Origin of the sequence: Streptomyces albiflavescens, assembly GCF_014645835.1 — a bacterium.
Lineage (GTDB): Bacteria > Actinomycetota > Actinomycetes > Streptomycetales > Streptomycetaceae > Streptomyces > Streptomyces albiflavescens.
Genome location: NZ_BMMM01000008.1, coordinates 244,990 through 270,504 on the forward strand (window position 1 = coordinate 244,990; position 25,515 = coordinate 270,504).

General features: G+C 70.1%; 23 protein-coding genes and 1 pseudogene. 21 read left to right on the forward strand and 3 right to left on the reverse strand.

From position 1 onward, the window contains the following. Positions 1-32 precede the first annotated feature (32 nt). Entirely contained in the window at positions 33-2,228 is a 2,196-nt protein-coding gene (locus IEY95_RS23045; protein WP_189187991.1) for an elongation factor G-like protein EF-G2, read from the reverse strand. A 216-nt stretch (positions 2,229-2,444) separates the two neighbouring features. Between IEY95_RS23045 and pgsA the strand changes: the two genes are divergently transcribed. The 19 genes and pseudogenes from pgsA (at position 2,445) to IEY95_RS23140 (ending at position 21,014) form a co-directional block, all read left to right on the forward strand. Continuing rightward, positions 2,445-3,164, forward strand: a complete 720-nt coding sequence (pgsA, locus tag IEY95_RS23050; protein ID WP_189187992.1) for a phosphatidylinositol phosphate synthase — start codon at positions 2,445-2,447, stop codon at positions 3,162-3,164. After that, positions 3,161-4,126: a phosphatidylinositol mannoside acyltransferase gene (locus IEY95_RS23055; protein ID WP_189187993.1), complete on the forward strand. Its 966-nt coding sequence runs from the start codon at positions 3,161-3,163 to the stop codon at positions 4,124-4,126. Before pgsA ends, IEY95_RS23055 begins: the two co-directional genes overlap by 4 nt. Then, complete coding sequence (locus IEY95_RS23060) at positions 4,123-5,283, forward strand: glycosyltransferase family 4 protein (protein WP_189187994.1); 1,161 nt, start codon at positions 4,123-4,125, stop codon at positions 5,281-5,283. The genes IEY95_RS23055 and IEY95_RS23060 overlap by 4 nt, the downstream gene beginning before the upstream one ends. Before the next feature lie 74 nt (positions 5,284-5,357). After that, positions 5,358-5,609, forward strand: a pseudogene (locus IEY95_RS51070) (SUMF1/EgtB/PvdO family nonheme iron enzyme); the annotation flags it as partial. Positions 5,610-5,714: 105 nt separating this feature from the next. Next, positions 5,715-6,260, forward strand: a complete 546-nt coding sequence (locus tag IEY95_RS23070; RefSeq protein WP_189187995.1) for a LemA family protein — start codon at positions 5,715-5,717, stop codon at positions 6,258-6,260. A gap of 267 nt (positions 6,261-6,527) precedes the next feature. Beyond that, complete coding sequence (pdxS, locus tag IEY95_RS23075; protein ID WP_189187996.1) at positions 6,528-7,442, forward strand: pyridoxal 5'-phosphate synthase lyase subunit PdxS; 915 nt, start codon at positions 6,528-6,530, stop codon at positions 7,440-7,442. Between the two features lie 12 nt (positions 7,443-7,454). Continuing rightward, a complete protein-coding gene (gene pdxT, locus IEY95_RS23080; RefSeq protein WP_189187997.1) occupies positions 7,455-8,060 on the forward strand; it encodes a pyridoxal 5'-phosphate synthase glutaminase subunit PdxT in 606 nt (201 codons plus the stop codon). 75 nt (positions 8,061-8,135) lie between these two features. Beyond that, positions 8,136-8,888, forward strand: coding sequence for a YebC/PmpR family DNA-binding transcriptional regulator (locus tag IEY95_RS23085; RefSeq protein ID WP_189187998.1), 753 nt, complete (start codon positions 8,136-8,138; stop codon positions 8,886-8,888). 108 nt (positions 8,889-8,996) lie between these two features. After that, a complete protein-coding gene (ruvC, locus tag IEY95_RS23090) occupies positions 8,997-9,566 on the forward strand; it encodes a crossover junction endodeoxyribonuclease RuvC (RefSeq protein ID WP_189187999.1) in 570 nt (189 codons plus the stop codon). After that, positions 9,563-10,171, forward strand: coding sequence for a Holliday junction branch migration protein RuvA (gene ruvA / locus IEY95_RS23095; protein ID WP_189188000.1), 609 nt, complete (start codon positions 9,563-9,565; stop codon positions 10,169-10,171). Before ruvC ends, ruvA begins: the two co-directional genes overlap by 4 nt. 53 nt (positions 10,172-10,224) lie before the next feature. After that, positions 10,225-11,319, forward strand: a complete 1,095-nt coding sequence (ruvB, locus tag IEY95_RS23100) for a Holliday junction branch migration DNA helicase RuvB (protein WP_189188001.1) — start codon at positions 10,225-10,227, stop codon at positions 11,317-11,319. A 167-nt stretch (positions 11,320-11,486) separates the two neighbouring features. Beyond that, positions 11,487-11,987: a preprotein translocase subunit YajC gene (gene yajC, locus IEY95_RS23105; RefSeq protein ID WP_189188002.1), complete on the forward strand. Its 501-nt coding sequence runs from the start codon at positions 11,487-11,489 to the stop codon at positions 11,985-11,987. A 144-nt stretch (positions 11,988-12,131) separates the two neighbouring features. After that, positions 12,132-13,895, forward strand: coding sequence for a protein translocase subunit SecD (gene secD, locus IEY95_RS23110; RefSeq protein ID WP_189188003.1), 1,764 nt, complete (start codon positions 12,132-12,134; stop codon positions 13,893-13,895). Position 13,896: 1 nt separating this feature from the next. Next, positions 13,897-15,015 (forward strand): protein translocase subunit SecF, encoded by a 1,119-nt coding sequence (secF, locus tag IEY95_RS23115; protein ID WP_189188004.1) that lies wholly within the window; start codon positions 13,897-13,899, stop codon positions 15,013-15,015. Beyond that, the gene (locus IEY95_RS23120; RefSeq protein ID WP_189188005.1) at positions 15,012-15,551 is read left to right on the forward strand and encodes an adenine phosphoribosyltransferase; all 540 of its coding nucleotides are present in this window, start codon (positions 15,012-15,014) and stop codon (positions 15,549-15,551) included. The genes secF and IEY95_RS23120 overlap by 4 nt, the downstream gene beginning before the upstream one ends. A gap of 242 nt (positions 15,552-15,793) precedes the next feature. Continuing rightward, the gene (locus IEY95_RS23125) at positions 15,794-18,319 is read left to right on the forward strand and encodes a RelA/SpoT family protein (RefSeq protein WP_189188006.1); all 2,526 of its coding nucleotides are present in this window, start codon (positions 15,794-15,796) and stop codon (positions 18,317-18,319) included. A 44-nt stretch (positions 18,320-18,363) separates the two neighbouring features. Beyond that, on the forward strand, positions 18,364-19,683 hold the full coding sequence (locus tag IEY95_RS23130) for a serine/threonine-protein kinase (RefSeq protein ID WP_189188007.1): 1,320 nt from the start codon (positions 18,364-18,366) through the stop codon (positions 19,681-19,683). Then, complete coding sequence (locus IEY95_RS23135) at positions 19,676-20,080, forward strand: effector-associated constant component EACC1 (protein ID WP_189188008.1); 405 nt, start codon at positions 19,676-19,678, stop codon at positions 20,078-20,080. Before IEY95_RS23130 ends, IEY95_RS23135 begins: the two co-directional genes overlap by 8 nt. After that, positions 20,061-21,014 (forward strand): caspase family protein, encoded by a 954-nt coding sequence (locus tag IEY95_RS23140; RefSeq protein ID WP_189188009.1) that lies wholly within the window; start codon positions 20,061-20,063, stop codon positions 21,012-21,014. Before IEY95_RS23135 ends, IEY95_RS23140 begins: the two co-directional genes overlap by 20 nt. A gap of 89 nt (positions 21,015-21,103) precedes the next feature. Here the strand turns inward: IEY95_RS23140 and IEY95_RS23145 are convergent, their stop codons facing one another. Together IEY95_RS23145 and IEY95_RS23150 are read right to left on the reverse strand one after the other, a co-directional pair. Beyond that, on the reverse strand, positions 21,104-22,333 hold the full coding sequence (locus IEY95_RS23145) for a DUF349 domain-containing protein (RefSeq protein ID WP_189188010.1): 1,230 nt from the start codon (positions 22,331-22,333) through the stop codon (positions 21,104-21,106). 135 nt (positions 22,334-22,468) lie between these two features. Continuing rightward, positions 22,469-23,317, reverse strand: a complete 849-nt coding sequence (locus IEY95_RS23150; protein ID WP_189188011.1) for a peptidylprolyl isomerase — start codon at positions 23,315-23,317, stop codon at positions 22,469-22,471. 180 nt (positions 23,318-23,497) lie between these two features. Between IEY95_RS23150 and IEY95_RS23155 the strand changes: the two genes are divergently transcribed. After that, positions 23,498-24,211, forward strand: a complete 714-nt coding sequence (locus IEY95_RS23155) for an MBL fold metallo-hydrolase (RefSeq protein WP_189188012.1) — start codon at positions 23,498-23,500, stop codon at positions 24,209-24,211. 12 nt (positions 24,212-24,223) lie between these two features. Beyond that, the gene (gene hisS / locus IEY95_RS23160; RefSeq protein WP_189188013.1) at positions 24,224-25,486 is read left to right on the forward strand and encodes a histidine--tRNA ligase; all 1,263 of its coding nucleotides are present in this window, start codon (positions 24,224-24,226) and stop codon (positions 25,484-25,486) included. Positions 25,487-25,515 lie beyond the last annotated feature (29 nt).

The following is a 25,515-nucleotide window of genomic DNA, read 5'->3' on the forward strand; positions in this document are numbered from 1 at the left end:
AGCCGCCCGCCGACGGATGAGGCGCCGAACCCTCAGGCGTCCTGGGTCTGTTCGCGGATCCTTTCGGCGATCTGAGGCGGCATCGGCTCGTGGCGCGCGTAACTGCGGTTGAAGCGGGCGGTGCCGTGCGAGAGAGAGCGCAGATCGACCGCGTACCGCCCGATCTCGATCTCCGGGACCTCGGCCCGTACGAGGGTGCGTCCGCCGCCCGTCTGCTCGGTGCCGACGACTCGGCCGCGCCGCCCCGACAGGTCGCTCATCACGGCGCCCACATAGTCGTCGCCGACCAGGACGGTCACCTCGGCCACCGGCTCCAGGAGATGGATCTTGGCGTCGGCGGCCGCCTCGCGCAGGGCGAGCGCGCCCGCCGTCTGGAACGCGGCGTCGGAGGAGTCCACGGAGTGCGCCTTGCCGTCGAGCAGCGTGATCCGTACGTCGATGAGCGGATAGCCCGCCGCCACGCCCTTGGAGGCCTGGGCGCGGACGCCCTTCTCGACGGACGGGATGAACTGCCTTGGCACTGCGCCGCCGACCACCTTGTCGACGAATTCGATACCCGAGCCGTTCGGCAGCGGTTCGACCTCGATCTCGCAGATCGCGTACTGGCCGTGCCCGCCCGACTGCTTCACATGGCGGCCGCGCCCGGCGGACCTGTCCGCGAACGTCTCCCGCAGGGAGACCTTGTGCGGGACCACGTCGACCTGGACGCCGTAGCGGTTGCGCAGCCGCTCCAGGGCCACGTCCGCGTGGGCCTCGCCCAGACACCACAGGACGACCTGGTGGGTGTTCTGGTTCTGCTCCAGGCGCATCGTGGGGTCCTCGGCGACCAGCCTGCCGAGGCCCTGCGAGAGCTTGTCCTCGTCGGGCTTGCTGTGCGCCTGAATGGCGAGCGGAAGCAGCGGGTCGGGCATCTGCCACGGCTCCATGAGCAGCGGGTCGTCCTTGGCCGAGAGGGTGTCTCCGGTCTCGGCCCGGTTCAGCTTCGCCACGCAGGCCAGGTCGCCCGCGATGCAGTGCGTGAGGGCGCGCTGCTGTTTGCCGAACGGCCTGGACAGGGCCCCTACGCGCTCGTCGACGTCGTGATCCTCGTGGCCCCGGTCGGTCAGCCCGTGCCCGGACACATGCACCGTCTCGTCGGGACGCAGGGTGCCCGAGAAGACGCGGACGAGGGAGACCCGGCCCACGTACGGGTCGGACGCGGTCTTCACGACCTCCGCGACCAGCGGCCCGTTCGGGTCGCAGGCCTTCACCCCGCGCGACGCGCCGTCCGGTGTGGTCACCGTGGGAGCCTCGCGCTCCAGCGGGGTCGGGAAGCCGCCCGTGACGAGCTCGAGGAGTTCCACCGTACCGAGGCCCTGACGGGCGCCCTCGGCGGCCGGAGCGGCGGCCAGCACCGGGAAGAAGGTTCCCCGCGCCACAGCCCGCTCCAGGTCCTGCACGAGCGTCTTGAGATCGATCTCCTCGCCGCCGAGATAGCGGTCCATGAGGGTCTCGTCCTCGCTCTCGGAGATGATCCCCTCGATGAGCCGGTTACGCGCCTCCTCGATGAGCGGCAGCTGCTCGGATCCCGGCTCCGCCTCCTTGCGCTCCCCGGAGGAGTAGTCGAACAGCCGCTGGGACAGCAGCCCGATCAGACCCGTCACGGGCGCGTGCCCGTCGGGGCCCTCCTCGCCGTGCAGCGGCAGATACAGGGGCAGTACGGCGTCGGGGTCGTCCGCGCCGAAGGCCTCCGCGCAGATCCGCGTCATCTCCTCGAAGTCCGCTCTGGCGGCTTCGAGGTGGGTGACCACGATGGCCCGCGGCATGCCGACGGCCGCGCACTCCTCCCACACCATCCGGGTCGAGCCGTCCACGCCGTCCGAGGCCGAGACGACGAAAAGGGCCGCGTCCGCCGCTCGCAGACCGGCCCGCAGCTCCCCGACGAAGTCGGCGTATCCGGGGGTGTCCAGAATGTTGATCTTGTATCCGTCCCAGTCGACGGGTACCAGGGAGAGCTGCACCGAGCGCTGCTGCCGGTGCTCGATCTCGTCGTAGTCGGATACGGTGCCGCCGTCCTCCACGCGGCCCGCCCGGTTCACTGCTCCCGCGGTGAGCGCGAGAGCTTCCACCAGAGTCGTCTTGCCCGATCCGCTGTGGCCGACCAGCACCACATTCCGTACGGACGCGGGGTGGTCGGCCGCCGTAGCCCTGCCGGCGGCTCCGGGGTGTGCGTTCGCCTTGTCGCCCATGGCCTTGCCTCCCGTGCACGGTGAGGTCTCTGTGGGCGCGGGCAGACGGATCCGCGTGCGGTGCGGCTCCGATGACGCCCGCGGTGTATTCGAGCTTTGCACTCACGTCACGGTGCGTCCATACGGCGGACTCGATCGAGCCGTGACACCGGCGGCATCCCGTCATGACACGGGGTGCGGGTGCCCGACCGTCGCACACTCGCGCGCCTGGCTACGATGGGCCAGCCGGTGGCCAGCAGGGGCCGCCCGGCGACACCGACCCTCGGGAAGGCCATGCTGAACAAGTACGCGCGTGCATTCTTCACGCGTGTCCTCACACCGTTCGCCGCGTTTCTCATCCGCCGGGGGGTAAGCCCCGACACGGTCACCCTCCTGGGCACGGCCGGAGTCATGGCGGGCGCGCTGGTCTTCTACCCCCGGGGAGAGTTCTTCTGGGGCACGATCGTCATCACGCTCTTCGTGTTCTCGGACCTCGTCGACGGCAATATGGCGCGCCAGCTCGGCCGCTCCAGCCGCTGGGGCGCCTTCCTCGACTCGACGCTCGACCGGGTCGCCGACGGCGCGATCTTCGGCGGCTTCGCGCTCTGGTACGCGGGCAACGGCGACAACAACGCCCTGTGCGCCGTCTCGATCTTCTGCCTGGCCAGCGGCCAGGTGGTCTCGTACACCAAGGCCCGCGGCGAGTCGATCGGGCTGCCGGTCGCGGTCAACGGACTGGTGGAGCGGGCCGAGCGGCTGGTGATCTCGCTGGTCGCGGCCGGCCTCGCGGGCCTGCACAAGTTCGGCGTGCCCGGCATCCAGGTGCTGCTGCCCATCGCCCTGTGGATCGTCGCGGTCGGCAGCCTCGTGACGCTGATCCAGCGTGTGGTCACGGTGCGCCGCGAGTCCGCCGAGGCGGACGCCGCATCGACCCAGAACAGCGGGGCCACCTCGTGACGAGTCTCCAGGACCGGCTGGTGGACGGGGCGTACGCGTTCGGCTGGAGCACCGTCAAGAAGCTCCCCGAGCCTGTCGCCGTGCGGCTCGGCCGGACCATCGCCGACCTCGCCTGGAAGAGGCGCGGCAAGGGGATACAGCGCCTGGAGAGCAACTACGCGCGCGTGGTGCCCGACGCGACGCCGGAGCGGCTCGCCGAGCTCTCCAAGGCGGGCATGCGCTCGTACCTGCGCTACTGGATGGAGTCCTTCCGGCTGCCCGCCTGGAGCGAGGAGCGCGTGAAGACGGGCTTCGACCCGAAGGACGTGCACCACCTCACCGACGCGCTCGCCTCCGACAAAGGCGTGATCCTCGCCCTCCCACACATGGGCAACTGGGATCTCGCGGGCGCCTGGGTCACCACAAAGCTTCGGACGCCGTTCACGACGGTCGCCGAGCGCCTCAAGCCCGAATCGCTGTACGACCGATTCGTCGCCTATCGCGAGGGCCTCGGCATGGAGGTCCTGCCGCACAGCGGCGGCACCGCGTTCGGCACGCTGGCCCGGCGGCTGCGCGACGGCGGGCTGATCTGCCTGGTCGCCGAGCGCGACCTGTCCTCGTCCGGCGTCGAGGTGGAGTTCTTCGGCGCGGCGACCCGGATGCCCGCGGGACCGGCCCTGCTCGCCCAGCAGACCGGCGCCCTGCTCCTTCCCGTGACGCTCTGGTACGACGATTCGCCCGTGATGAAGGGGCGCGTGCATCCCCCCATCGAGGTGCCCGAGACAGGCACCCGGGCGGAAAAGACGTCTGCCATGACACAGGCGATGGCCGACGCCTTCGCCACGGGGATCGCCGACCATCCGGAGGACTGGCACATGCTGCAGCGTTTGTGGCTCAAGGACCTCGACCCGGGGAAGAATCCTGACAACACCGGGAAGGTTTCCGAGAACTCCGAGAAGGACCCTGAGAAAGGGACCCCGTGAGGATCGGCATCGTCTGCCCCTACTCCTGGGACGTGCCGGGCGGCGTCCAGTTCCACATCCGCGACCTGGCCGAGCACCTCATCCGCCTCGGCCACGAGGTGTCCGTCCTCGCCCCCGCGGACGATGACACGCCCCTGCCTCCGTACGTCGTCTCGGCGGGCCGCGCGGTCCCGGTGCCGTACAACGGCTCCGTGGCCCGCCTGAACTTCGGGTTCCTGTCGGCGGCCCGGGTGCGGCGCTGGCTGCACGACGGCACCTTCGACGTGATCCACATCCACGAGCCGGCCTCGCCGTCGCTCGGGCTGCTCGCCTGCTGGGCGGCGCAGGGTCCCATCGTCGCCACCTTCCACACCTCCAACCCGCGCTCCCGGGCGATGGTCGCCGCGTACTCGATTCTCCAGGCCGCCCTGGAGAAGATCAGCGCGCGGATCGCGGTGAGCGAGTACGCGCGCCGCACCCTCGTCGAGCACCTGGGCGGCGATGCGGTCGTCATCCCGAACGGTGTCGACGTCGACTTCTTCGCCCGCGCCAAGCCCAAGGCCGAGTGGCAGGGCGACACCCTCGGCTTCATCGGCCGCATCGACGAGCCCCGCAAGGGCCTGCCGGTGCTCATGAAGGCCCTGCCGAAGATCCTCGCCGAGCGCCCGGGGACCAGGCTCCTGGTCGCCGGACGCGGCGACGAGGAGGAGGCGGTGGAGTCCCTGCCCGCCGAGATGCGCTCGCGCGTCGAGTTCCTCGGCATGATCAGCGACGAGGACAAGGCCCGCTTCCTGCGCAGCGTCGACGTGTACGTGGCGCCGAACACCGGCGGCGAGAGCTTCGGGATAATCCTGGTGGAGGCGATGTCGGCGGGGGCGCCGGTGCTCGCCTCCGACCTCGACGCGTTCACCCAGGTCCTCGACCAGGGCGCGGCGGGCGAGCTGTTCGCCAACGAGGACGCCGACGCGCTGGCCGCTTCCGCGCTGCGGCTCCTCGGCGACCCGGAGCGCCGTGCCGAACTGCGCGAGCGGGGGAGTGCCCACGTACGGCGCTTCGACTGGTCGACGGTCGGGGCGGACATCCTGTCCGTCTACGAGACGGTGACGGACGGGGCGGCGGCGGTTGCCACCGACGAACGGACCGGGTTGCGGGCGAGATTCGGGCTGGCGCGGGACTGAACGTGCCGGACACGTCGGGCCGGGGAGCGTCGTGCTGCGCACCCGCGCGCGGGGAGGTCGGTTCACTTTTCCAACTGGCCTCCGTCCCCGGTCCGCGCAGTGATCGCGGATCCGGGCACGACGTCTCTGCCATCGAGCTGCCGGCCGGCGAGTTCCGCATGGGCGACGCCTTCGGCGAGGGGTATCCGGACGATGCGGAGGGACCCGTCCGTACGGTGGCGGTGGAGTCCTTCCGGATCGACGCGACCGCCGTCACCAACGCCAGGGTCGCCGAATTCGTACGGGCGACCGGCTACCGGACGGAGGCGGAGCGGTACGGCGGGTCGCCGCCCGGTCCCGGAACACGCCCGACTTCTCGACCGGGCACGGCGGTTTCCGTTGTGCCTGGGACCTCGTAGTGAGGTGACCGTACCCGGGTAGCCTTGCCGCCCGTGACCGCAACCCTCATCTGGATCCTCGTCGGCCTCGTCGCGATCGGCCTCTACCTGAGCTGGACCGCCGGGCGACTGGACCGGCTGCACTCCCGCATCGACGCCGCCCGCGCCGCTCTCGACGCGCAGTTGCTGCGCCGAGCCTCCGTGGCACAGGAGTTGGCCACGTCCGGGGTCCTCGATCCGGCCGCCTCGATCGTGCTGTACGAGGCGGCGCACGCGGCTCGGCAGGCCGAGGAGGAGCAGCGGGAGGTGGCCGAGAGTGAGCTGAGCCAGGCGTTGCGGGCCGTGTTCGGAGAGGTGGCCCAGGTCGAGGCCGTGCGGGAGGCTCCCGGCGGTGACGCGGCGGCGAGTGAACTGGCGCAGGCCGTGCGGCGGGTGCCGATGGCCCGGCGCTTCCACAACGACGCCGTACGCGCCGCCCGCGCACTCCGCCGCCACCGCAAGGTCCGCTGGTTCCGCCTCGCCGGTCATGCGCCGTTCCCCATGGCTTTCGAGATGGACGACGAGCCCCCGACGGCTCTGGCGGACCGCCCGACCAGTTGAGGCAGGGTCTGTTCGCACCCTCCGCCCCGACAAAAGACTGCGAGTTCCCCGCGCCGACAATGCGCAGTTCCCCGCGCCACCGGAAGGTGGGCGGGGAACTGCGCGACAAGCCCCCGCCCACCCGCAGCCGCACGACTGGTAGGGGACGGGTAGGTGCGGAGGGGGCGAAAAAAATCCACCGGCTCTTCATTGGCCCTTGCTGTGGCCTGCTCCCCTCACGTTTCCTCAGTGCTGCACAAACCCTCTTCCACCGAGTGAGGTCAACCCGTGTCCAGCACGCTCTCCAACTCCGCCCAGACTCCCGAGACCGGCACCGCCCGCGTGAAGCGCGGCATGGCCGAGCAGCTCAAGGGCGGCGTGATCATGGACGTGGTCAACGCCGAGCAGGCGAAGATCGCCGAGGACGCCGGCGCCGTGGCCGTCATGGCTCTGGAGCGGGTCCCCGCCGACATCCGCAAGGACGGCGGCGTGGCCCGTATGTCGGACCCGAACATGATCGAGGAGATCATCGACGCGGTCTCCATCCCCGTCATGGCCAAGTCGCGCATCGGCCACTTCGTCGAGGCCCAGGTCCTGCAGTCCCTCGGCGTCGACTACATCGACGAGTCCGAGGTCCTCACCCCGGCCGACGAGGTCAACCACTCCGACAAGTGGGCGTTCACGACCCCCTTCGTGTGCGGCGCCACCAACCTCGGTGAGGCCCTGCGCCGTATCGCCGAGGGTGCGGCCATGATCCGCTCCAAGGGCGAGGCCGGCACCGGCAACGTCGTCGAGGCCGTCCGCCACCTGCGCCAGATCAAGAACGAGATCGCCCGCCTGCGCGGCTACGACAACAACGAGCTGTACGCCGCCGCCAAGGAGCTGCGCGCCCCGTACGAGCTCGTCAAGGAGGTCGCCGAGCTGGGCAAGCTCCCCGTCGTCCTCTTCTCCGCAGGTGGCGTGGCCACCCCGGCCGACGCCGCGCTCATGCGCCAGCTCGGCGCCGAGGGCGTCTTCGTCGGCTCCGGCATCTTCAAGTCGGGCGACCCGGCCAAGCGCGCCGCCGCCATCGTGAAGGCGACCACCTTCTACGACGACCCCAAGATCATCGCGGACGCGTCCCGCAACCTGGGCGAGGCCATGGTCGGCATCAACTGCGACACCCTCCCCGAGACCGAGCGCTACGCCAACCGCGGCTGGTAAGGCACACCACCCATGAACACCCCCGTCATAGGCGTCCTGGCACTTCAGGGCGACGTACGGGAGCACCTCATCGCCCTGGCCGCGGCTGATGCCGTGGCCAGGCCGGTGCGGCGCCCCGAGGAGCTCGCCGAGGTGGACGGCCTGGTCATCCCCGGTGGCGAGTCCACCACCATCTCCAAGCTGGCCGTCCTCTTCGGAGTGATGGAGCCCCTCCGTGCGCGCGTGCGCGACGGTATGCCGGTCTACGGCACCTGCGCGGGCATGATCATGCTCGCCGACAAGATCCTCGACCCGCGCTCCGGCCAGGAGACCATCGGTGGCATCGACATGATCGTGCGCCGCAACGCCTTCGGACGACAGAACGAGTCCTTCGAGGCGGCGGTCGACGTCCAGGGCGTCGAGGGCGATCCTGTAGAGGGCGTGTTCATCCGCGCCCCCTGGGTCGAGTCCGTGGGCGTGGAGGCCGAGGTGCTCGCCGAGCACGAAGGCCACATCGTCGCCGTACGCCAGGGCAACGCGCTCGCCACGTCGTTCCACCCGGAACTGACCGGCGACCACCGCGTGCACGGCCTGTTCGTCGACATGGTGCGCGCGAACCGGACACCGGAGTCCTTGTAGGATCTGGGGGTCCCCCCAGAGCCTTAAGGTCTGGGGGAGTTCGTACGGGATGGGTTACGCGAAGGAGACAGGCAGATGTCCGGCCACTCTAAATGGGCCACGACGAAGCACAAGAAGGCCGTGATCGACGCCAAGCGCGGCAAGCTCTTCGCGAAGCTGATCAAGAACATCGAGGTCGCGGCGCGCATGGGCGGCGTGGACCTCGAGGGAAACCCGACGCTGTACGACGCCGTGCAGAAGGCGAAGAAGTCGTCGGTTCCGAACAAGAACATCGACTCCGCGATCAAGCGTGGCGGCGGTCTCGAGGCCGGTGGCGCCGACTACGAGACGATCATGTACGAGGGTTACGGCCCGAACGGTGTCGCGGTGCTCATCGAGTGCCTCACCGACAACCGCAACCGTGCCGCCTCGGACGTCCGCGTCGCCATGACGCGCAACGGCGGCAACATGGCCGACCCGGGCTCCGTCTCGTACCTCTTCAACCGCAAGGGCGTCGTGATCGTCCCCAAGGGCGAGCTGACCGAGGACGATGTCCTGGGTGCCGTGCTCGACGCGGGTGCCGAGGAGGTCAACGACCTCGGTGAGTCCTTCGAGGTCATCTCCGAGGCCACCGACCTGGTCGCGGTGCGCACCGCGCTCCAGGAGGCCGGAATCGACTACGACTCCGCCGACGCCAACTTCGTCCCGACCATGCAGGTCGAGCTGGACGAGGAGGGCGCCCGGAAGATCTTCAAGCTGATCGACGCCCTCGAGGACAGCGACGACGTGCAGAACGTCTTCGCCAACTTCGACGTGAGTGACGCCGTGATGGAGAAGGTCGACGCCTGAGGGCATTGACAGCACGACGGGCCGACGGGACACACTCCGTCGGCCCGTCGCTTTGTCAGTGGCACCCGATAGCCTGCACAAACATGCGGTCGAAGAAGGGGGGACGGGGTGCGGGTACTGGGCGTTGACCCCGGGTTGACCCGGTGCGGAGTCGGCGTGGTCGAAGGAGTCGCCGGCCGACCCCTGACCATGCGCGGTGTCGGTGTCGTACGGACCCCGGTGGACGCCGAGTTGGGCCTGCGCCTCGTCGCCATCGAGCAGGGCATCGAGCGGTGGCTCGATGAGCACGAGCCCGAATTCGTCGCCGTGGAGCGGGTGTTCAGCCAGCACAACGTGCGTACGGTGATGGGCACCGCCCAGGCCAGCGCCGTCGCCATGCTCTGCGCCGCCCGGCGTGGCATCCCCGTCGCCCTGCACACCCCGAGCGAGGTCAAGGCTGCCGTCACCGGCAACGGACGTGCCGACAAGGCCCAGGTGGGCGCGATGGTCACGCGCCTGCTCCGCCTCGACGCGCCACCGAAGCCCGCCGACGCCGCCGACGCCCTCGCCCTCGCCATCTGCCACATCTGGCGCGCGCCCGCCCAGAACAGAATCCAGCGGGCAGTCGCGCAGAACCGGCTCCAGCAGGCCGCCGCCCTGCACGCATCGAAACTCGCATCGAAAGGCCGTACCGCATGATCGCCTTCGTCAGCGGCCCGGTCGCCGCCCTCGCCCCCGACTCCGCGGTGGTCGAGGTCGGCGGTATCGGCATCGCCGTCCAGTGCACGCCCAACACGCTCTCCGGGCTCCGCATGGGACAGCAGGCCAAGCTCGCCACCTCCCTCGTCGTCCGCGAGGACTCGCTGACCCTGTACGGATTCGCGGACGACGACGAGCGGCAGACCTTCGAGCTGCTGCAGACCGCGAGCGGCGTCGGCCCGCGCCTCGCGCAGGCCATGCTCGCCGTGCACACCCCGGACGCCCTGCGCCGTGCGGTGTCCACCGGAGACGAGAAGGCGCTCACCGCCGTCCCCGGCATCGGCAAGAAGGGCGCCCAGAAGCTCCTCCTGGAGTTCAAGGACCGGCTCGGCGAGCCCCTCGGCACCAGCACGGGAATCGGCGCCCCGGTCAGCAGCGGCTGGCGCGACCAGCTGCACGCCGCGCTCATCGGTCTCGGGTACGCGACGCGCGAGGCCGACGAGGCGGTCTCCGCGGTCGCCCCGCAGGCCGAGGCCGCCGAGGGCACACCCCAGGTGGGCCAGCTCCTCAAGGCGGCCCTGCAGACCCTCAACAGAGCGCGCTGAACCACCCTCAGCCCTGAGCACCGATCGATCCACCACACCGCGAGGCACACGTAATGAACTGGGACGACACGACCGACGAGACCGCCGCCGAGCGGCTCGTCGGCCCCGCCGCGGAGCGGCTGGTGGACTCTGTCGCCGACCGCGAGGACCAGGCCGTCGAGGCCGCCCTGCGTCCCAAGGACCTGGACGAGTTCATCGGCCAGGAGAAGGTCCGCGAGCAGCTCGACCTCGTCCTGCGTGCCGCACGCGCGCGTGGTGCCACCGCCGACCACGTGCTCCTCTCGGGCGCCCCCGGACTCGGCAAGACGACCCTCTCGATGATCATCGCTGCCGAGATGGGCGCCCCGATCCGCATCACCAGCGGCCCCGCGATCCAGCACGCGGGAGACCTCGCCGCGATCCTCTCCTCCCTCCAGGAGGGAGAGGTGCTGTTCCTCGACGAGATCCACCGGATGTCCCGGCCCGCCGAGGAGATGCTCTACATGGCGATGGAGGACTTCCGCGTCGACGTCATCGTCGGCAAGGGTCCCGGTGCCACCGCCATCCCGCTCGAACTGCCCCCGTTCACCCTGGTCGGCGCCACCACGCGCGCGGGCCTGCTGCCGCCCCCGCTGCGCGACCGCTTCGGCTTCACCGCGCACATGGAGTTCTACGAGCCCGCTGAGCTGGAGCGCGTCATCCACCGCTCCGCCAACCTGCTCGACGTCGAGATCGGCTCCGAAGGCGCCGCCGAGATCGCGGGCCGCTCCAGGGGCACCCCCCGTATCGCCAACCGCCTGTTGCGCCGCGTTCGCGACTACGCGCAGGTCAAGGCCGACGGGATCATCACCCGCGAGATCGCGGCGGCCGCGCTGAAGGTCTACGAGGTCGACGCCCGCGGCCTCGACCGCCTCGACCGGGGCGTCCTGGAAGCCCTGCTCAAGCTCTTCGGCGGCGGCCCGGTCGGCCTGTCCACGCTCGCCGTCGCGGTGGGGGAGGAACGTGAGACCGTGGAGGAGGTCGCCGAGCCCTTCCTCGTACGGGAGGGGTTGCTCGCGCGTACTCCCCGTGGCCGGGTGGCGACACCGGCCGCATGGGCGCATCTCGGCCTCACCCCGCCCCGCCAGTCAGCTGGTGGAAACGGACAACAGGACCTGTTCGGGGCGTGACGGCGCGGGTACATGCGGGGACAGGAACCCCGGTGCCATGCTGAGCGTTGTTCCATGCGTGCGGACTCGCTTAGACTCCGCCGATGCCGCCCTTGTGGGCGGCGCCGACCAACCCCCATCCACCAGGCCGCTCTCATCCCGCGGTCGTGCGAAGGAAACTCCGTCCCGTGAATATCGTGACCCTCCTCCCGTTCATCGTGCTCATCGGGGCCATGTTCCTGATGACCCGCTCGGCCAAGCGCAAGCAGCAGCAGGCCGCGTCGATGCGTAATGAGATGCAGCCCGGCGCCGGCGTCCGCACGATCGGGGGCATGTACGCGACGGTGAAGGAGGTCAACGAGGACACGGTCCTCCTTGACGCTGCCCCGGGCGTCGACCTGCTCTTCGCGAAGAACGCGATCGGCGCCGTCCTCACCGACGACGAGTACAACCGCATCGTCCACGGCATCGAGCACGACCTGAAGTCCGACGGCACGGTCGTTCCGGACGACGCCTCCTCCCTCACCGAGACCGACGCGCCCGCCGCCGCCGCTTCCGACGACAAGCCCATCGACCTCGGTAAGAAGGACGCGGCGGACGAGCCGGCCGACGAGCCCGCCGAGGCGAAGGCCGACGAGGCCGACGAAGCGGAGCCGAAGAAGACCGACGGCGAGGCCGACGCGAAGTAGTCACGACCCGGGAGGAGCACGGCGCGACCCGCTCGCGCCCCGTGTTTCCCGGGACGTGCTGTTCTCGCACGGAGTCCCGACACCATGCCATGGCCGCCCGCGCGCTCACCCGGCGCACGGCGGCCCGAGAGGGAGTACGAGAAGGTGGCAGCACCGAAGAAGGGCCGGAGCGCGAGCGCCCAGAGCAGGCCGGGGCGCTCACTGGCCCTCATCCTGATCGCCATCGCGGCGCTCACCGGGGGGATGTTCGTCTCCGGGCACCCCACTCCGCGTCTCGGCATCGACCTCGCCGGCGGCACGAGCATCACGCTCACGGCGAAGAACGAGCCGGGCCAGCCCAACGCGATCAACAAGACCAACATGGACACCGCGGTCGACATCATGAACCGCCGTGTCAACGGTCTCGGCGTCTCCGAGGCCGAGGTGCAGACCCAGGGATCCGACAACATCATTGTCAACATCCCCAAGGGCACGAACTCGAAGCAGGCCCGGGAGCAGGTCGGCACCACCGCCAAGCTCTACTTCCGCCCGGTCCTGGCCACCCAGGCCTCCGGGTCCGACGCGTCGGCCAGCCCCTCGCCGAGCGCCTCCAGCAGCTCGTCCGGCAACGCCAACGACAAGGCGAGCTCGTCCTCGTCCCCGTCGAGCTCCGCGACGCCGTCGGCGACTGCCACCTCCCAGGGCCGCGCGGTCACCGACGCCCTGAAGGCCGACTCCACGCCGTCGGCGAGCAGCTCCGCAAGCGCCTCGCCCTCCTCCAGCGCCTCGCCGTCCCCGAGCGGCAGCGTGGACCCCGCGACCGCCAAGCTCCAGGCCGCGTACGCCGCACTCGACTGCACGGACAAGGCGGTCCGCGCCAAGACCGGCGAGGGCGTCAAGCCCACCGACCCCACCGTGGCCTGCGGCAAGAACTCCTCGGGCCAGTGGCAGAAGTACGTCCTCGGCCCCGCCGAGGTGTCCGGCACGGACATCAAGAAGGCCGCCGCCGTCTTCGACACCCAGAGCGCCGCGGGCTGGAAGGTCACCATGGACTTCACGTCCAGTGGCTCCAAGAAGTTCGCCGACATCACCGGCAAGCTCGCGAAGAACCAGACCCCGCAGAACCAGTTCGCCATCGTCCTCGACGGTGAGGTCGTCTCCGACCCGTACGTCAACCAGGCGCTGACCGGCGGCAACGCGGAGATCTCCGGCAGCTTCAGCCAGACCGAGGCCCAGGACCTGGCGAACATGCTGAAGTACGGCGCCCTGCCGCTCACCTTCAAGGAGTCGAGCGTCACCACGGTGACCGCCGCCCTCGGTGGCGAGCAGCTGCACGCCGGTCTGATCGCCGGCGCGATCGGCCTCGGCCTGGTCGTCATCTACCTGGTGATCTACTACCGGGGTCTTTCGATGATCGCCATCCCGTCGCTGCTGGTCTCCGGCGCCCTCACGTACGTGCTCATGGCGTTGCTCGGCCCCACCATCGGCTTCGCACTGAACCTGCCGGCCGTCTGCGGTGCGATCGTCGCGATCGGTATCACGGCGGACTCGTTCATCGTGTTCTTCGAACGCATCCGGGACGAGATCCGCGAGGGCCGCTCCCTGCGTCCGGCCGTCGAGCGGGCCTGGCCGCGCGCCCGGCGCACCATCCTGGTCTCCGACTTCGTGTCGTTCCTCGCCGCGGCGGTGCTGTTCATCGTCACCGTCGGAAAGGTCCAGGGCTTCGCGTTCACGCTCGGTCTGACCACCCTGCTCGACGTGGTCGTCGTCTTCCTGTTCACCAAGCCGCTGATGACGATCCTCGCCCGCAGGAAGTTCTTCGCGAGCGGCCACAGCTGGTCCGGCCTCGACCCGAAGCGACTGGGCGCCAAGCCGCCGCTGCGCCGCACCCGTCGCCCCTCCGCCCCCGTCGACACGAAGGAGGCGTGAGATGTCGAAACTCGGCACCCTCGGCGCCCGACTGCACCGCGGCGAGATCGGCTACGACTTCGTCGGCAAGCGCAAGATCTGGTACGGCATCTCGATCCTGATCACCATCACGGCCATCCTCGGCCTGACGGTGCGCGGCCTGAACATGGGCATCGAGTTCCAGGGTGGAGCCGTCTTCACCACCCCGAAGCACATGAGCGTCTCGGTGACCCAGGCCGAGACGTACGCCCAGGACGCCTCCGGCCACGACGCGATCGTCCAGAAGCTCGGCGACGGCAGCCTGCGCGTCCAGATCGCCGGTATCGACACCGACAAGTCCGACCAGATCAAGGAGACGCTCTCCAAGGATCTGAAGGTCGACTCGGAGAAGATCAACGCCGACCTGGTCGGACCCAGCTGGGGTGACCAGATCGCCAACAAGGCCTGGGAGGGCCTGGCGATCTTCATGGTCCTCGTCGTGATCTACCTGGCGATCGCCTTCGAGTGGCGCATGGCCGTGGCCGCGCTCGTCGCGCTGATTCACGACATCACCATCACGGTCGGCATCTACGCCCTGGTCGGCTTCGAGGTCACACCGGGCACCGTGATCGGTCTGCTCACGATCCTCGGTTATTCGCTCTACGACACGGTCGTCGTCTTCGACAGCCTCAAGGAGCAGACGAAGGACATCACCAAGCAGACTCGCTACACCTACAGCGATGTCGCCGACCGCTCGATCAACAGCACCCTGGTCCGCTCCATCAACACCACGGTGGTCGCGCTGCTCCCGGTCGCGGGCCTGCTGTTCATCGGTGGCGGCGTGCTCGGCGCGGGCATGCTCAACGACATCTCGCTGTCGCTGTTCGTCGGCCTCGCGGCCGGTGCGTACTCCTCGATCTTCATCGCCACGCCGCTCGTCGCCGACCTCAAGGAGCGCGAGCCGCAGATGAAGGCCCTGCGCAAGCGCGTGCTCGCCAAGCGCGCGCAGGCCGCCGCGACGGGCGAGTCCCTGCAGTCCCGGGTCAGCGAGGAGTCGTACGACGACGAGCCGGAGGACGCCGCGCCCGCGGTCGTCGGTCCGCGCAACCAGCCCGCGTCGCGCAGCCGCGGCCGCGGCCGTCCCTCGGGGAAGCGCCGATGACGGACATCGAAGCGCTGCTGCTCAGCCGTATCCGCGACGTGGCCGACCACCCGGAGCCGGGGGTGATGTTCAAGGACATCACCCCGCTCCTGGCGGACCCTTCGGCGTTCACCGCGCTCACGGACGCGCTGGCGGACATCGCCGTCCGCACCGAGGCGACGAAGATCGTCGGTCTGGAGGCCCGCGGCTTCATCCTCGGTGCCCCGGTCGCCGTCCGCGCCGGGCTCGGCTTCATCCCCGTACGCAAGGCGGGCAAGCTCCCCGGGGCGACCCTTTCGCAGGCGTACGACCTGGAGTACGGCTCCGCCGAGATCGAGGTGCACGCCGAGGACCTGGTCGCGAGCGACCGCATCCTGGTCGTCGACGACGTCCTCGCCACCGGCGGCACCGCCGAGGCCTCGCTCCAGCTCATCCGCCGGGCGGGCGCCGAGGTCGCGGGCGTCGCCGTGCTGATGGAGCTCGGATTCCTGGGCGGCCGCGGCCGTCTGGAGCCGGCCCTGGACGGTGCTCCGCTTGAGGCGTTGCTCAAGCTGTGAGAATCGAGGTCTGAGGGTGGCGTCCGAGCACCCCGGGGAAAGCCCCGGGAAAGCCTCGGGAAAGGCCTGAGACACCCGTAGGACACCGCGGAGGCGGGCCCGGAGGAATCCGGCGCCCGCCTCTGGCGTTCCTCCTGTACGAGGCCGTCCCAGCGGCCGAAAGAGAGTCCGACACTCAGGATCGCTACCATGGGTTCTCCGGAGCCTGACCGGGGGACCCGGAACGCGCACGAGGAGCCCTCTTGCCAGACGAGGCCCAGCCACTCATCGCCGCCAAGCCCGAGCCCGCCTCGGCCCCGGCGGAGAAGCCCGCGAAGAACGCCACGCGCGGGCCGGTCGAGCACGCCCAGTCCGCGCCCGACGACAAGGCGGCCGGGCCCTCACGCCCCAAGCCGGCCCCTCCCGAGCGGCCCGCGAGCACCCCGGCGATCCGGCCGGCGGCGGGCCAGCCCGCCCGCACCGGCGGCTCCTCCAACCGTGTACGGGCCCGCCTCGCCCGTCTCGGTGTGCAGCGCTCCAACCCGTACAACCCGGTCCTGGAGCCGCTGCTGCGGATAGTGCGCAGCAACGACCCGAAGATCGAGACGGCGACGCTCCGGCAGATCGAGAAGGCCTACCAGGTCGCCGAGCGCTGGCACCGCGGCCAGAAGCGCAAGAGCGGCGATCCGTACATCACCCACCCGCTCGCCGTGACGACCATCCTCGCCGAGCTGGGCATGGACTCGGCCACGCTGATGGCGGGCCTGCTGCACGACACGGTCGAGGACACCGAGTACGGCCTGGACACCCTGAAGCGGGACTTCGGCGACCAGGTCGCCCTCCTCGTCGACGGCGTCACCAAGCTGGACAAGGTCAAGTTCGGCGAGGCCGCGCAGGCCGAGACCGTACGCAAGATGGTCGTCGCCATGGCCAAGGACCCCCGTGTCCTGGTCATCAAGCTCGCCGACCGCCTGCACAACATGCGCACCATGCGCTACCTCAAGCGCGAGAAGCAGGAGAAGAAGGCGCGCGAGACCCTCGAGATCTACGCGCCGCTCGCCCACCGGCTGGGCATGAACACCATTAAGTGGGAGCTGGAGGACCTCGCCTTCGCGATCCTCTACCCCAAGATGTACGACGAGATCGTCCGCCTGGTCGCCGAGCGTGCGCCCAAGCGCGACGAGTACCTCGCCATAGTGACCGACGAGGTCCAGTCCGACCTGCGCTCCGCCCGTATCAAGGCGACCGTCACCGGCCGCCCGAAGCACTACTACAGCGTCTACCAGAAGATGATCGTCCGCGGCCGCGACTTCGCGGAGATCTACGACCTGGTGGGGATCCGCGTCCTGGTCGACACCGTCCGGGACTGTTACGCCGCCCTCGGCACCGTGCACGCGCGATGGAACCCGGTCCCCGGCCGGTTCAAGGACTACATCGCGATGCCCAAGTTCAACATGTACCAGTCGCTGCACACGACGGTGATCGGCCCCAACGGCAAGCCTGTCGAGCTGCAGATCCGTACGTTCGACATGCACCGCCGCGCCGAGTACGGCATCGCCGCGCACTGGAAGTACAAGCAGGAGACCGTCGCCGGTTCCTCCAAGATCCGTACGGACGTGCCCCGGGCGGCCAAGGGCAGCGCGGGCCAGGACACCGTCAACGACATGGCGTGGCTGCGCCAGTTGCTCGACTGGCAGAAGGAGACCGAGGACCCCTCGGAGTTCCTGGAGTCCCTGCGCTTCGACCTGTCCCGCAACGAGGTGTTCGTCTTCACGCCCAAGGGCGACGTCATAGCGCTCCCGGCGGGCGCGACCCCGGTGGACTTCGCGTACGCGGTCCACACGGAGGTCGGCCACCGCACGATAGGCGCACGGGTCAACGGACGCCTCGTCCCGCTCGAATCCACCCTGGACAACGGCGACTTGGTGGAGGTCTTCACCTCCAAGGCGGCCGGCGCGGGCCCGTCCCGCGACTGGCTCGGCTTCGTCAAGTCCCCGCGCGCTCGCAACAAGATCCGTGCCTGGTTCTCCAAGGAGCGCCGCGACGAGGCGATCGAGCAGGGCAAGGACGCCATCGCCCGCGCGATGCGCAAACAGAACCTGCCGATCCAGCGCATCCTCACCGGCGACTCCCTGGTCACCCTCGCGCACGAGATGCGCTACCCCGACATCTCGTCCCTGTACGCGGCGATCGGCGAGGGCCATGTCGCCGCGCAGAGTGTCGTGCAGAAGCTGGTGCAGGCCCTCGGCGGCGAGGAGGCGGCCACCGAGGAGATCGACGAGGCCGTTCCGCCCGCGCGGGGGCGCGGCCGCAAACGCCGGTCCAACGCCGACCCGGGTGTCGTCGTCAAGGGCGTCGACGACGTGTGGGTCAAGCTCGCCCGCTGTTGTACGCCCGTACCGGGTGACCCGATCATCGGCTTCGTCACCCGCGGCAGCGGCGTATCGGTGCACCGCAGCGACTGCGTCAACGTCGAATCGCTCTCCCGCGAGCCCGAGCGCATCCTCGAGGTCGAGTGGGCGCCCACCCAGTCCTCGGTCTTCCTGGTCGCCATCCAGGTCGAGGCCCTGGACCGCTCCCGGCTCCTGTCGGACGTCACCCGCGTCCTGTCGGACCAGCACGTGAACATCCTGTCGGCGGCCGTCCAGACCTCCCGCGACCGCGTCGCCACCTCCCGTTTCACCTTCGAGATGGGCGACCCCAAGCACCTGGGTCACGTCCTGAAGGCCGTACGGGGCGTGGAGGGCGTGTACGACGTGTACCGCGTGACGTCGGCCCGCAGGCCCTGACCTGGGGACTGGCGACGAGGGAAGGGCGGGGGACGGGGGACGGGATGAGCGGTCACGGAGACGATGAATTAGCCGGTCAGGGGCTGGTCGCGGAGCGTTACCGTCCCGTGCGGCTGCTCGGGCGCGGCGGCATGGGCGTGGTCTACGAGGCCGAGGACACCCTCCTCGGCCGCCGTGTCGCCGTGAAGCTGCTGACCGCCGTCGAGGGGCTGTCCGAGGACAACGAAACCCTGAGCCGCTTCCGGCGCGAGGCCCGCGCCCTGGCCAGGATCGACCACCCCGGCGTCGTCACGCTGTACGACAGCGGGGTGCACGAGGGCACGCCGTACCTCGTGATGCAGGTGCTCGACGGGATGAGTCTGGCGGACCTGGTCGCGGCGACGGGACCGCTGGCGCCGGCCGCGGTGTGCTCGGTGGCCCTCGGTGTCGCCGCGGCGCTCGCCGCGGCCCACGAGGCCGGGGTGCTGCACCGCGACGTCAAGCCCTCCAACGTCGGCATCGGCAGGGACGGACGGGTCGTCCTCCAGGACTTCGGGCTCGCCCGCCTCGCCGGTGAGTCGGTGATCACACGCACCGGAGTACTCATCGGGACTCCGCAGTTCATCGCGCCGGAGACCATCCGCGGGGTGCTGCCGGGGCCGACCGCCGACCTCTACGGTCTCGGGGCGTGCATGTATCTGATGATCACGGGCGAGCTGCCATTCGGCGAGACCATGGACGTCGGTGCCGTCGTGGAGCGGGCGCTGGGAGTCGGTGTCCCCCGGCTGAGCGGCCGTGAGCTGCCGTATCCGGCGGACCTGCGTCAGCTCGTGGACCTGCTGTGCGCGCAGGATCCCGGCGACCGCCCCGCCCTCGCATCCACCCAGTCGCGGCTCGAACACCTGGCGGGAGACGGCACGGACACGCTCGCCGGCCTGGTGGCGCTGCACATCCGCGCCGACGCCGTCCACACCGCCCTCGCGCCCAGGCCCAGCGTGATCGAGGCACCCGAGTACGACTGGGCCGAGGCACGCCCCGGTCCTCCGCCGGAAGCCGCTCAGCCCGGACCGTTCCGGCCGCCGACCCTCAGTGACGCCACCCGCCGAATCGTCCTGAGCAGCATGACCCCGCAGAACGCCCTGTCCAGGCAGCGGGAGGCGGTCAACCTGGTGCTGCGCGGCGAACTCCGCGAAGCGGCACAGATGTTGTCGGTGATCGTGCCGGTCTGCCTGTCGTCGCTCGGCCTCGCCCATCCCACCACCCTGACCAGCCAGTACTGGCAGGCGGTGTGCCTGGCACGGCTTGGCGCCGGAGGCGAGGCACTGGAGCTCTTCTCCCGGGTGAACAAACATGTCGGCCGAAGAACGGACGGAACCGATGACTGACTTCGTCGCGGGGATCGCAGCGATCCCGGCGGCCACGGGGGCCGTGGCGGCACCGGGCGCCGAGGACGAACTCCGCTCCCTGCTGCGCTGGTTGCACGAGGACGAGACGCTGGACGTACGTGCCCGGGTCATGGGCGAGCCGCCCTCCGCACACCACATGGGATCGGGCTTCGATCTGCTCCAACTCGCCGTCGGCAGCGGGCTGTCCACGGCCTCGCTCGTCGTCTCCGTGCTCCAGTGGCAGACGTCGCGGGGTAGCCGCCCCGCCGTCACGCTGCGCCGCGGCGAGATCGAGGTGCACCTGACACGGGACACGGCACGCGACGAGGAGGCGCTGCGCCGGATCGTCGAACTCCTCGACCGGGAGGACACCGGGCGTGACCTCGACGCTCCCTGACCCGACGCGCTCCCGGGCCGTCCTCATAGGGACCGCCTCCTACCGGCACCTGCCGCAGCTGCCCGCCGTCGAGGCCAATGTGGTGGACCTGGCCGCCGAACTGTGCGACGCAACGGTCTGGGGACTCCCGGTCCAGCACTGCACCGTCGTCACCGACCCGCAGAGCCCCCCGGCCATGCTCGACCCCGTCCACCAGGCCGGCGAGGAGGCCACCGACACCCTGATCGTGTACTACGCCGGGCACGGCATGCGCGACTCCGAATCCGCGGACCTGTACCTCGCGCTCGGCGACTCCCGCGACCACATGGGCTACACCGCCGTCGCCTACCAGCACCTGCGGTCCGCCCTGCGCGCCTCCCGCGCCCGACGCAAGGTCGTCGTCCTCGACTGCTGCTTCAGCGGCCGCGCAGCCCGCACTCTCGTGGGCGGCGATGTGCTCGCCGCGCAGGCGGCCGTCGACGGCGCTTTCGTGCTCACCGCGTCGCCCCGCGACCGGGTGGCACTGGCGCCCGACGGCGAGCGCTACACCGCGTTCACCGGCGAGCTCCTGACGGTCCTGCGGCACGGCGTCCACGACGGACCCGAACTGATCGACCTCGACACCCTCTACCGCGTCCTGGAGGAACGCCTGCGCGCCAAGAACCGCCCGCTGCCGCAGCGCTCCCAGGAGAACGCCGTGGGGCGGCTGCCGCTGGCCCGCAACAAGGCCCGCGCGGGCCGCCACGCCCCCGCCGGCCCCGTCCTCGCCGCCGACGTACGCGCCGCCATGGTCGCCACCGGCCTCAACGTCGCCCGGGCCCTGCGCGCCGCCGGCAACACCCGCGACGCCCTCCCCGTGCTGCGGCTCGCCCTCCAGGAGCAGATCGGCGACGGACAGGGCGATCTGCTCGCGCTCGACATCGCCGAGCAGGGCGGCCGGCGAACCCCCTCATGAACGCGGAGCGGCCCGGCGGTGGGAAACCCACCGCCGGGCCGCTCCGAAGGGAAACCGGGCCGCGTCGCGGCGACCCAGCGGTCGTCCGATCAGCCGCCGAACTCCTGCAGGCCCTTCAGAGCCTGGTCGAGCAGCGCCTGGCGGCCGTCGAGCTCCTTCTGGAGCTTGTCGGCCTTGGAGGTGTTGCCCGCGGCGCGAGCCGCCTCGATCTGGCCCTGGAGCTTGTCCACGGCAGCCTGGAGCTGACCGGTCAGACCCTCGGCACGCGCGCGTGCCTCCGGGTTGGTCCGGCGCCACTCGACCTCCTCGGACTCCTGGAGGGCCCGCTCCACCGCGTGCATCCGGCCCTCGACCTTCGGGCGGGCGTCGCGCGGCACATGGCCGATGGCCTCCCAGCGCTCGTTGATCGAGCGGAAGGCGGCGCGGGCCGCCTTGAGGTCCTGCACCGGGACGAGCTTCTCGGCCTCCTCGGCCAGCTCCTCCTTGAGCTTGAGGTTCTCCGACTGCTCCGCGTCGCGCTCGGCGAAGACGGAGCTGCGCGCCGCGAAGAACACGTCCTGGGCGCCGCGGAAGCGGTTCCACAGGTCGTCCTCGTGCTCGCGCTGGGCGCGGCCCGCGGCCTTCCAGTCGGCCATCAGCTCGCGGTAGCGCGCCGCCGTCGGACCCCAGTCGGACGAGCCGGACAGCGACTCGGCCTCGGCGACCAGCTTCTCCTTGGTCTTGCGGGCCTCCTCGCGCTGCGCGTCCAGCGAGGCGAAGTGCGCCTTGCGGCGCTTGGAGAACGCCGAGCGCGCGTGCGAGAAGCGGTGCCACAGCTCGTCGTCCGACTTGCGGTCGAGTCGCGGCAGCCCCTTCCAGGTGTCCACAAGGGAGCGCAGCCGCTCACCGGCCGCCCGCCACTGGTCGCTCTGCGCCAGCTCCTCGGCCTCGACGACCAGCGCCTCCTTGGCGTGCCGCGCCTCGTCGGACTGTTTGGCCCGCTGGGCCTTGCGCTCCTCACGGCGCGCGTCGACCGTCTCGACGAGCTTGTCCAGCCGCACCTTCAGCGCGGCGAGATCGCCGACCGCGTGGTGGGCGTCCACCTGCTCGCGGATGTGGTCGATCGCGGTCTGGGCGTCCTTCGCCGACAGGTCGGTGGTCTTCACTCGCTTTTCGAGGAGGCCGATCTCGACAACCAGGCCCTCGTACTTGCGCTCGAAGTAGGCCAGCGCCTCATCAGGAGAGCCGGCCTGCCAGGAACCGACGACCTGCTCGCCGTCGGCCGTACGCACGTACACGGTCCCCGTCTCGTCGACGCGGCCCCACGGGTCGCTGCTCACAGCGCCTCCTCCACATGATGCCTGCGAGGGGCTTCAGCGCCCCCTGGCATCGTCCACAGTTTCGTCACGGCCAACATAGGCGACCAGCGGGTTGCCTGTCCGCATCCCGCGCGTCCGAAGTTCCCCGGTTGACGGTCAGGATTTGGTGATGGTCGCCTTGTTGATCACCACGGTCGCGTTCGGCGCGGTGTTGCCCGTCTGAGGATCAGCGGCCTGCGCACCGGCGGCGGCGATCTTCTTGAGGACCTTCATCCCCGCATCGGACACCGTGCCGAACGGTGTGTAGTCGGGCGGTAGCTGACTGTCCTGGTAGACGAGGAAGAACTGGCTGCCACCGGTGTGGCGGCCCTGCTTCGTCTGGGCGTTGTACTGGTTCGCCATCGCAACGGTGCCCGCCGGATACACGTTGCCCTTCAGGCTTTTGTCCTTCAGGTTCTCGTCCGGGATCGTGTAGCCGGGACCACCGGCGCCGGTGCCCTGCGGGTCGCCGCACTGCAGCACGTAGATGCCGTCGGTGGTGAGCCGGTGGCACTTGGTGTGGTCGAAGAACCCCTTGGCCGCAAGGAAGTTGAACGAGTTCACGGTGTGCGGGGCCGCGGCCGCCTTCAGCGCGATGTCCATGTCACCGCACGTCGTCGCCATCTTCATCGTGTAGTCCGCGGACTTGTCGATGGTGATCGCCGGCTCCTTCTTCCAGCTCAGCGACTTCACCTTGCCCGCCGCGGCCTTCTCGCACGGATCCGGCGCCTTGCTCGTCGGAGTGGCGCTCGGGGTCACCTCGGCGCCCGCGTTGGCCTTCTTGTCGTCGTTCTTGAAGACCCCGGTCGCGTACGACACGACGCTGCCGATCACGACGACCCCGAGGACCGAGGCGACCACCGCGTTGCGTGCGTTCGTCTTGCGTCGCGCGGCCGTGCGGCGCTGCTGCTGTCGCAAGAACTTCTCCCGGGCGAGCTGACGCCGCCGCTGTTCCTGGCTGACCACCGGGTTTTCTCCTCATGCGTCTCGTCGTCAAGTGGGACGCGTGCGTCTTGTGAGCCGACCGCCTGCGTGTGCCCCGTACCGTATATGGGTTCGCTGAGGAATCGGCAGCGCCGGTAGGCTCTGATCCACAGCCACCCACCCTGTACGAGACAACCGCGTACGCCACCACGAAGGACGATCGTGCTCATTGCCGGGTTCCCCGCCGGGGCCTGGGGGACCAACTGTTACCTGGTCGCCCCCGCCGCGGGTGAGGAGTGCGTGATCATCGACCCGGGCCATCAGGCCGCCCAGGGAGTCGAGGACGCACTCGAGAAGCATCGGCTCAAGCCCGTCGCGGTCATCCTCACGCATGGCCACATCGACCACGTCGCCTCGGTCGTCCCGGTGTGCGGAGCGCACGACGTGCCGGCCTGGATCCACCCCGAGGACCGGTTCATGATGAGCGACCCCGGGAAGGCGCTCGGCCGGTCCATCGGAATGCCGCTGATGGGCGAGCTGACCGTGGGGGAGCCCGACGACGTGCGGACGCTGACCGACGGCGCCGAGCTGAAGCTGGCGGGTCTCGACCTCTCCGTCGCGCACGCGCCCGGCCATACGAAGGGGTCGGTGACCTTCCGGATGCCCGAGAGCGCGGACATCCCGTCCGTGTTCTTCTCCGGGGATCTGCTGTTCGCCGGCTCCATCGGACGCACCGACCTGCCCGGCGGCTCCCACGCCGAGATCCTCGACTCGCTGGCCCGTGTGTGCCTGCCGCTCGACGACTCGACCGTGGTGCTGTCCGGCCACGGCCCCCAGACGACCATCGGCCAGGAGCGCGCCACCAATCCGTACATGCGGCAGGTGGCCGCCGGCCTGGGAGCGGACCCGACCTCCGCTCCTCGACGAGGAATGTGACGAGAGACTTCCGTGAGCACCTTCAAGGCCCCCAAGGGCACGTACGACCTGATTCCGCCGGAGAGCGCGAAGTACCTCGCGGTGCGCGAGGCGATCGCCGCGCCGCTGCGGAACTCCGGCTACGGCTACATCGAGACCCCCGGCTTCGAGAACGTCGAGCTGTTCGCGCGCGGGGTCGGTGAGTCCACCGACATCGTGACCAAGGAGATGTACGCCTTCGAGACCAAGGGCGGCGACAACCTGGCCCTGCGTCCGGAGGGCACGGCCTCCGTGCTGCGCGCGGCTCTGGAGGCCAACCTGCACAAGGCGGGCAACCTCCCCGTCAAGCTCTGGTACTCGGGCTCGTACTACCGCTACGAGCGTCCCCAGAAGGGCCGTTACCGGCACTTCTCCCAGGTGGGCGCCGAGGCGATCGGAGCCGAGGACCCGGCGCTGGACGCCGAGCTGATCATCCTGGCGGACCAGGCGTACCGCTCGCTGGGGCTGCGCGACTTCCGGATCCTGCTGAACTCCCTCGGCGACAAGGAGTGCCGCCCCGTCTACCGGGCCGCCCTGCAGGACTTCCTGCGTGGCCTGAATCTGGACGAGGACACCCTCCGCCGCTCCGAGATCAACCCCCTGCGCGTCCTTGACGACAAGCGCGACGACGTCCAGAAGCAGCTGGTGGGAGCACCGCTCCTGCGGGACTACCTCTGCGATGCGTGCAAGGCGTACCACGAGGAGGTGCGCGAGCTGATCACGGCCGCGGGCGTCTCCTTCGAGGACGACCCGAAGCTGGTCCGCGGGCTCGACTACTACACCCGTACGACCTTCGAGTTCATCCACGACGGCCTGGGATCGCAGTCCGCGGTGGGCGGCGGCGGCCGCTACGACGGCCTGTCCGAGATGATCGGCGGTCCCGCGCTGCCGTCGGTGGGCTGGGCGCTGGGCGTCGACCGTACGGTCCTCGCGCTGGAGGCCGAGGGCGTCACGCTCGAACTGCCCGCGTCCACCAGTGTGTTCGCGGTGCCGCTCGGGGAGGAGGCGCGGCGGGTGCTGTTCGGTGTGGTCACGGCGCTGCGCAAGGCCGGGGTCGCGGCGGACTTCTCCTATGGTGCGAAGGGGCTCAAGGGCGCGATGAAGAACGCGAACCGGTCCGGTGCGCGGTACACCCTCGTCGCGGGTGAGCGGGATCTCGCCGAGGGCGTGGTGCAGCTCAAGGACATGGAGTCCGGCGAGCAGACCGCGGTGCCCGTTGCCGGGATCGTGGCGGAGCTGGAGTCGAGGCTGGGCTGAGCGGTGGCGGTGGCTGGGGTGAGGTTTGT

Bases quoted from the DNA above. Each gene is read 5' to 3' on its own strand.
- IEY95_RS23045 (WP_189187991.1), bottom strand. From the start codon at position 2,228: ATGGGCGACAAGGCGAACGCACACCCCGGAGCCGCCGGCAGGGCTACG.
- pgsA (WP_189187992.1), top strand. From the start codon at position 2,445: ATGGGCCAGCCGGTGGCCAGCAGGGGCCGCCCGGCGACACCGACCCTC.
- pdxT (WP_189187997.1), top strand. From the start codon at position 7,455: ATGAACACCCCCGTCATAGGCGTCCTGGCACTTCAGGGCGACGTACGG.
- IEY95_RS23085 (WP_189187998.1), top strand. From the start codon at position 8,136: ATGTCCGGCCACTCTAAATGGGCCACGACGAAGCACAAGAAGGCCGTG.
- ruvA (WP_189188000.1), top strand. From the start codon at position 9,563: ATGATCGCCTTCGTCAGCGGCCCGGTCGCCGCCCTCGCCCCCGACTCC.
- ruvB (WP_189188001.1), top strand. From the start codon at position 10,225: ATGAACTGGGACGACACGACCGACGAGACCGCCGCCGAGCGGCTCGTC.
- secF (WP_189188004.1), top strand. From the start codon at position 13,897: ATGTCGAAACTCGGCACCCTCGGCGCCCGACTGCACCGCGGCGAGATC.
- IEY95_RS23120 (WP_189188005.1), top strand. From the start codon at position 15,012: ATGACGGACATCGAAGCGCTGCTGCTCAGCCGTATCCGCGACGTGGCC.
- IEY95_RS23130 (WP_189188007.1), top strand. From the start codon at position 18,364: ATGAGCGGTCACGGAGACGATGAATTAGCCGGTCAGGGGCTGGTCGCG.
- IEY95_RS23135 (WP_189188008.1), top strand. From the start codon at position 19,676: ATGACTGACTTCGTCGCGGGGATCGCAGCGATCCCGGCGGCCACGGGG.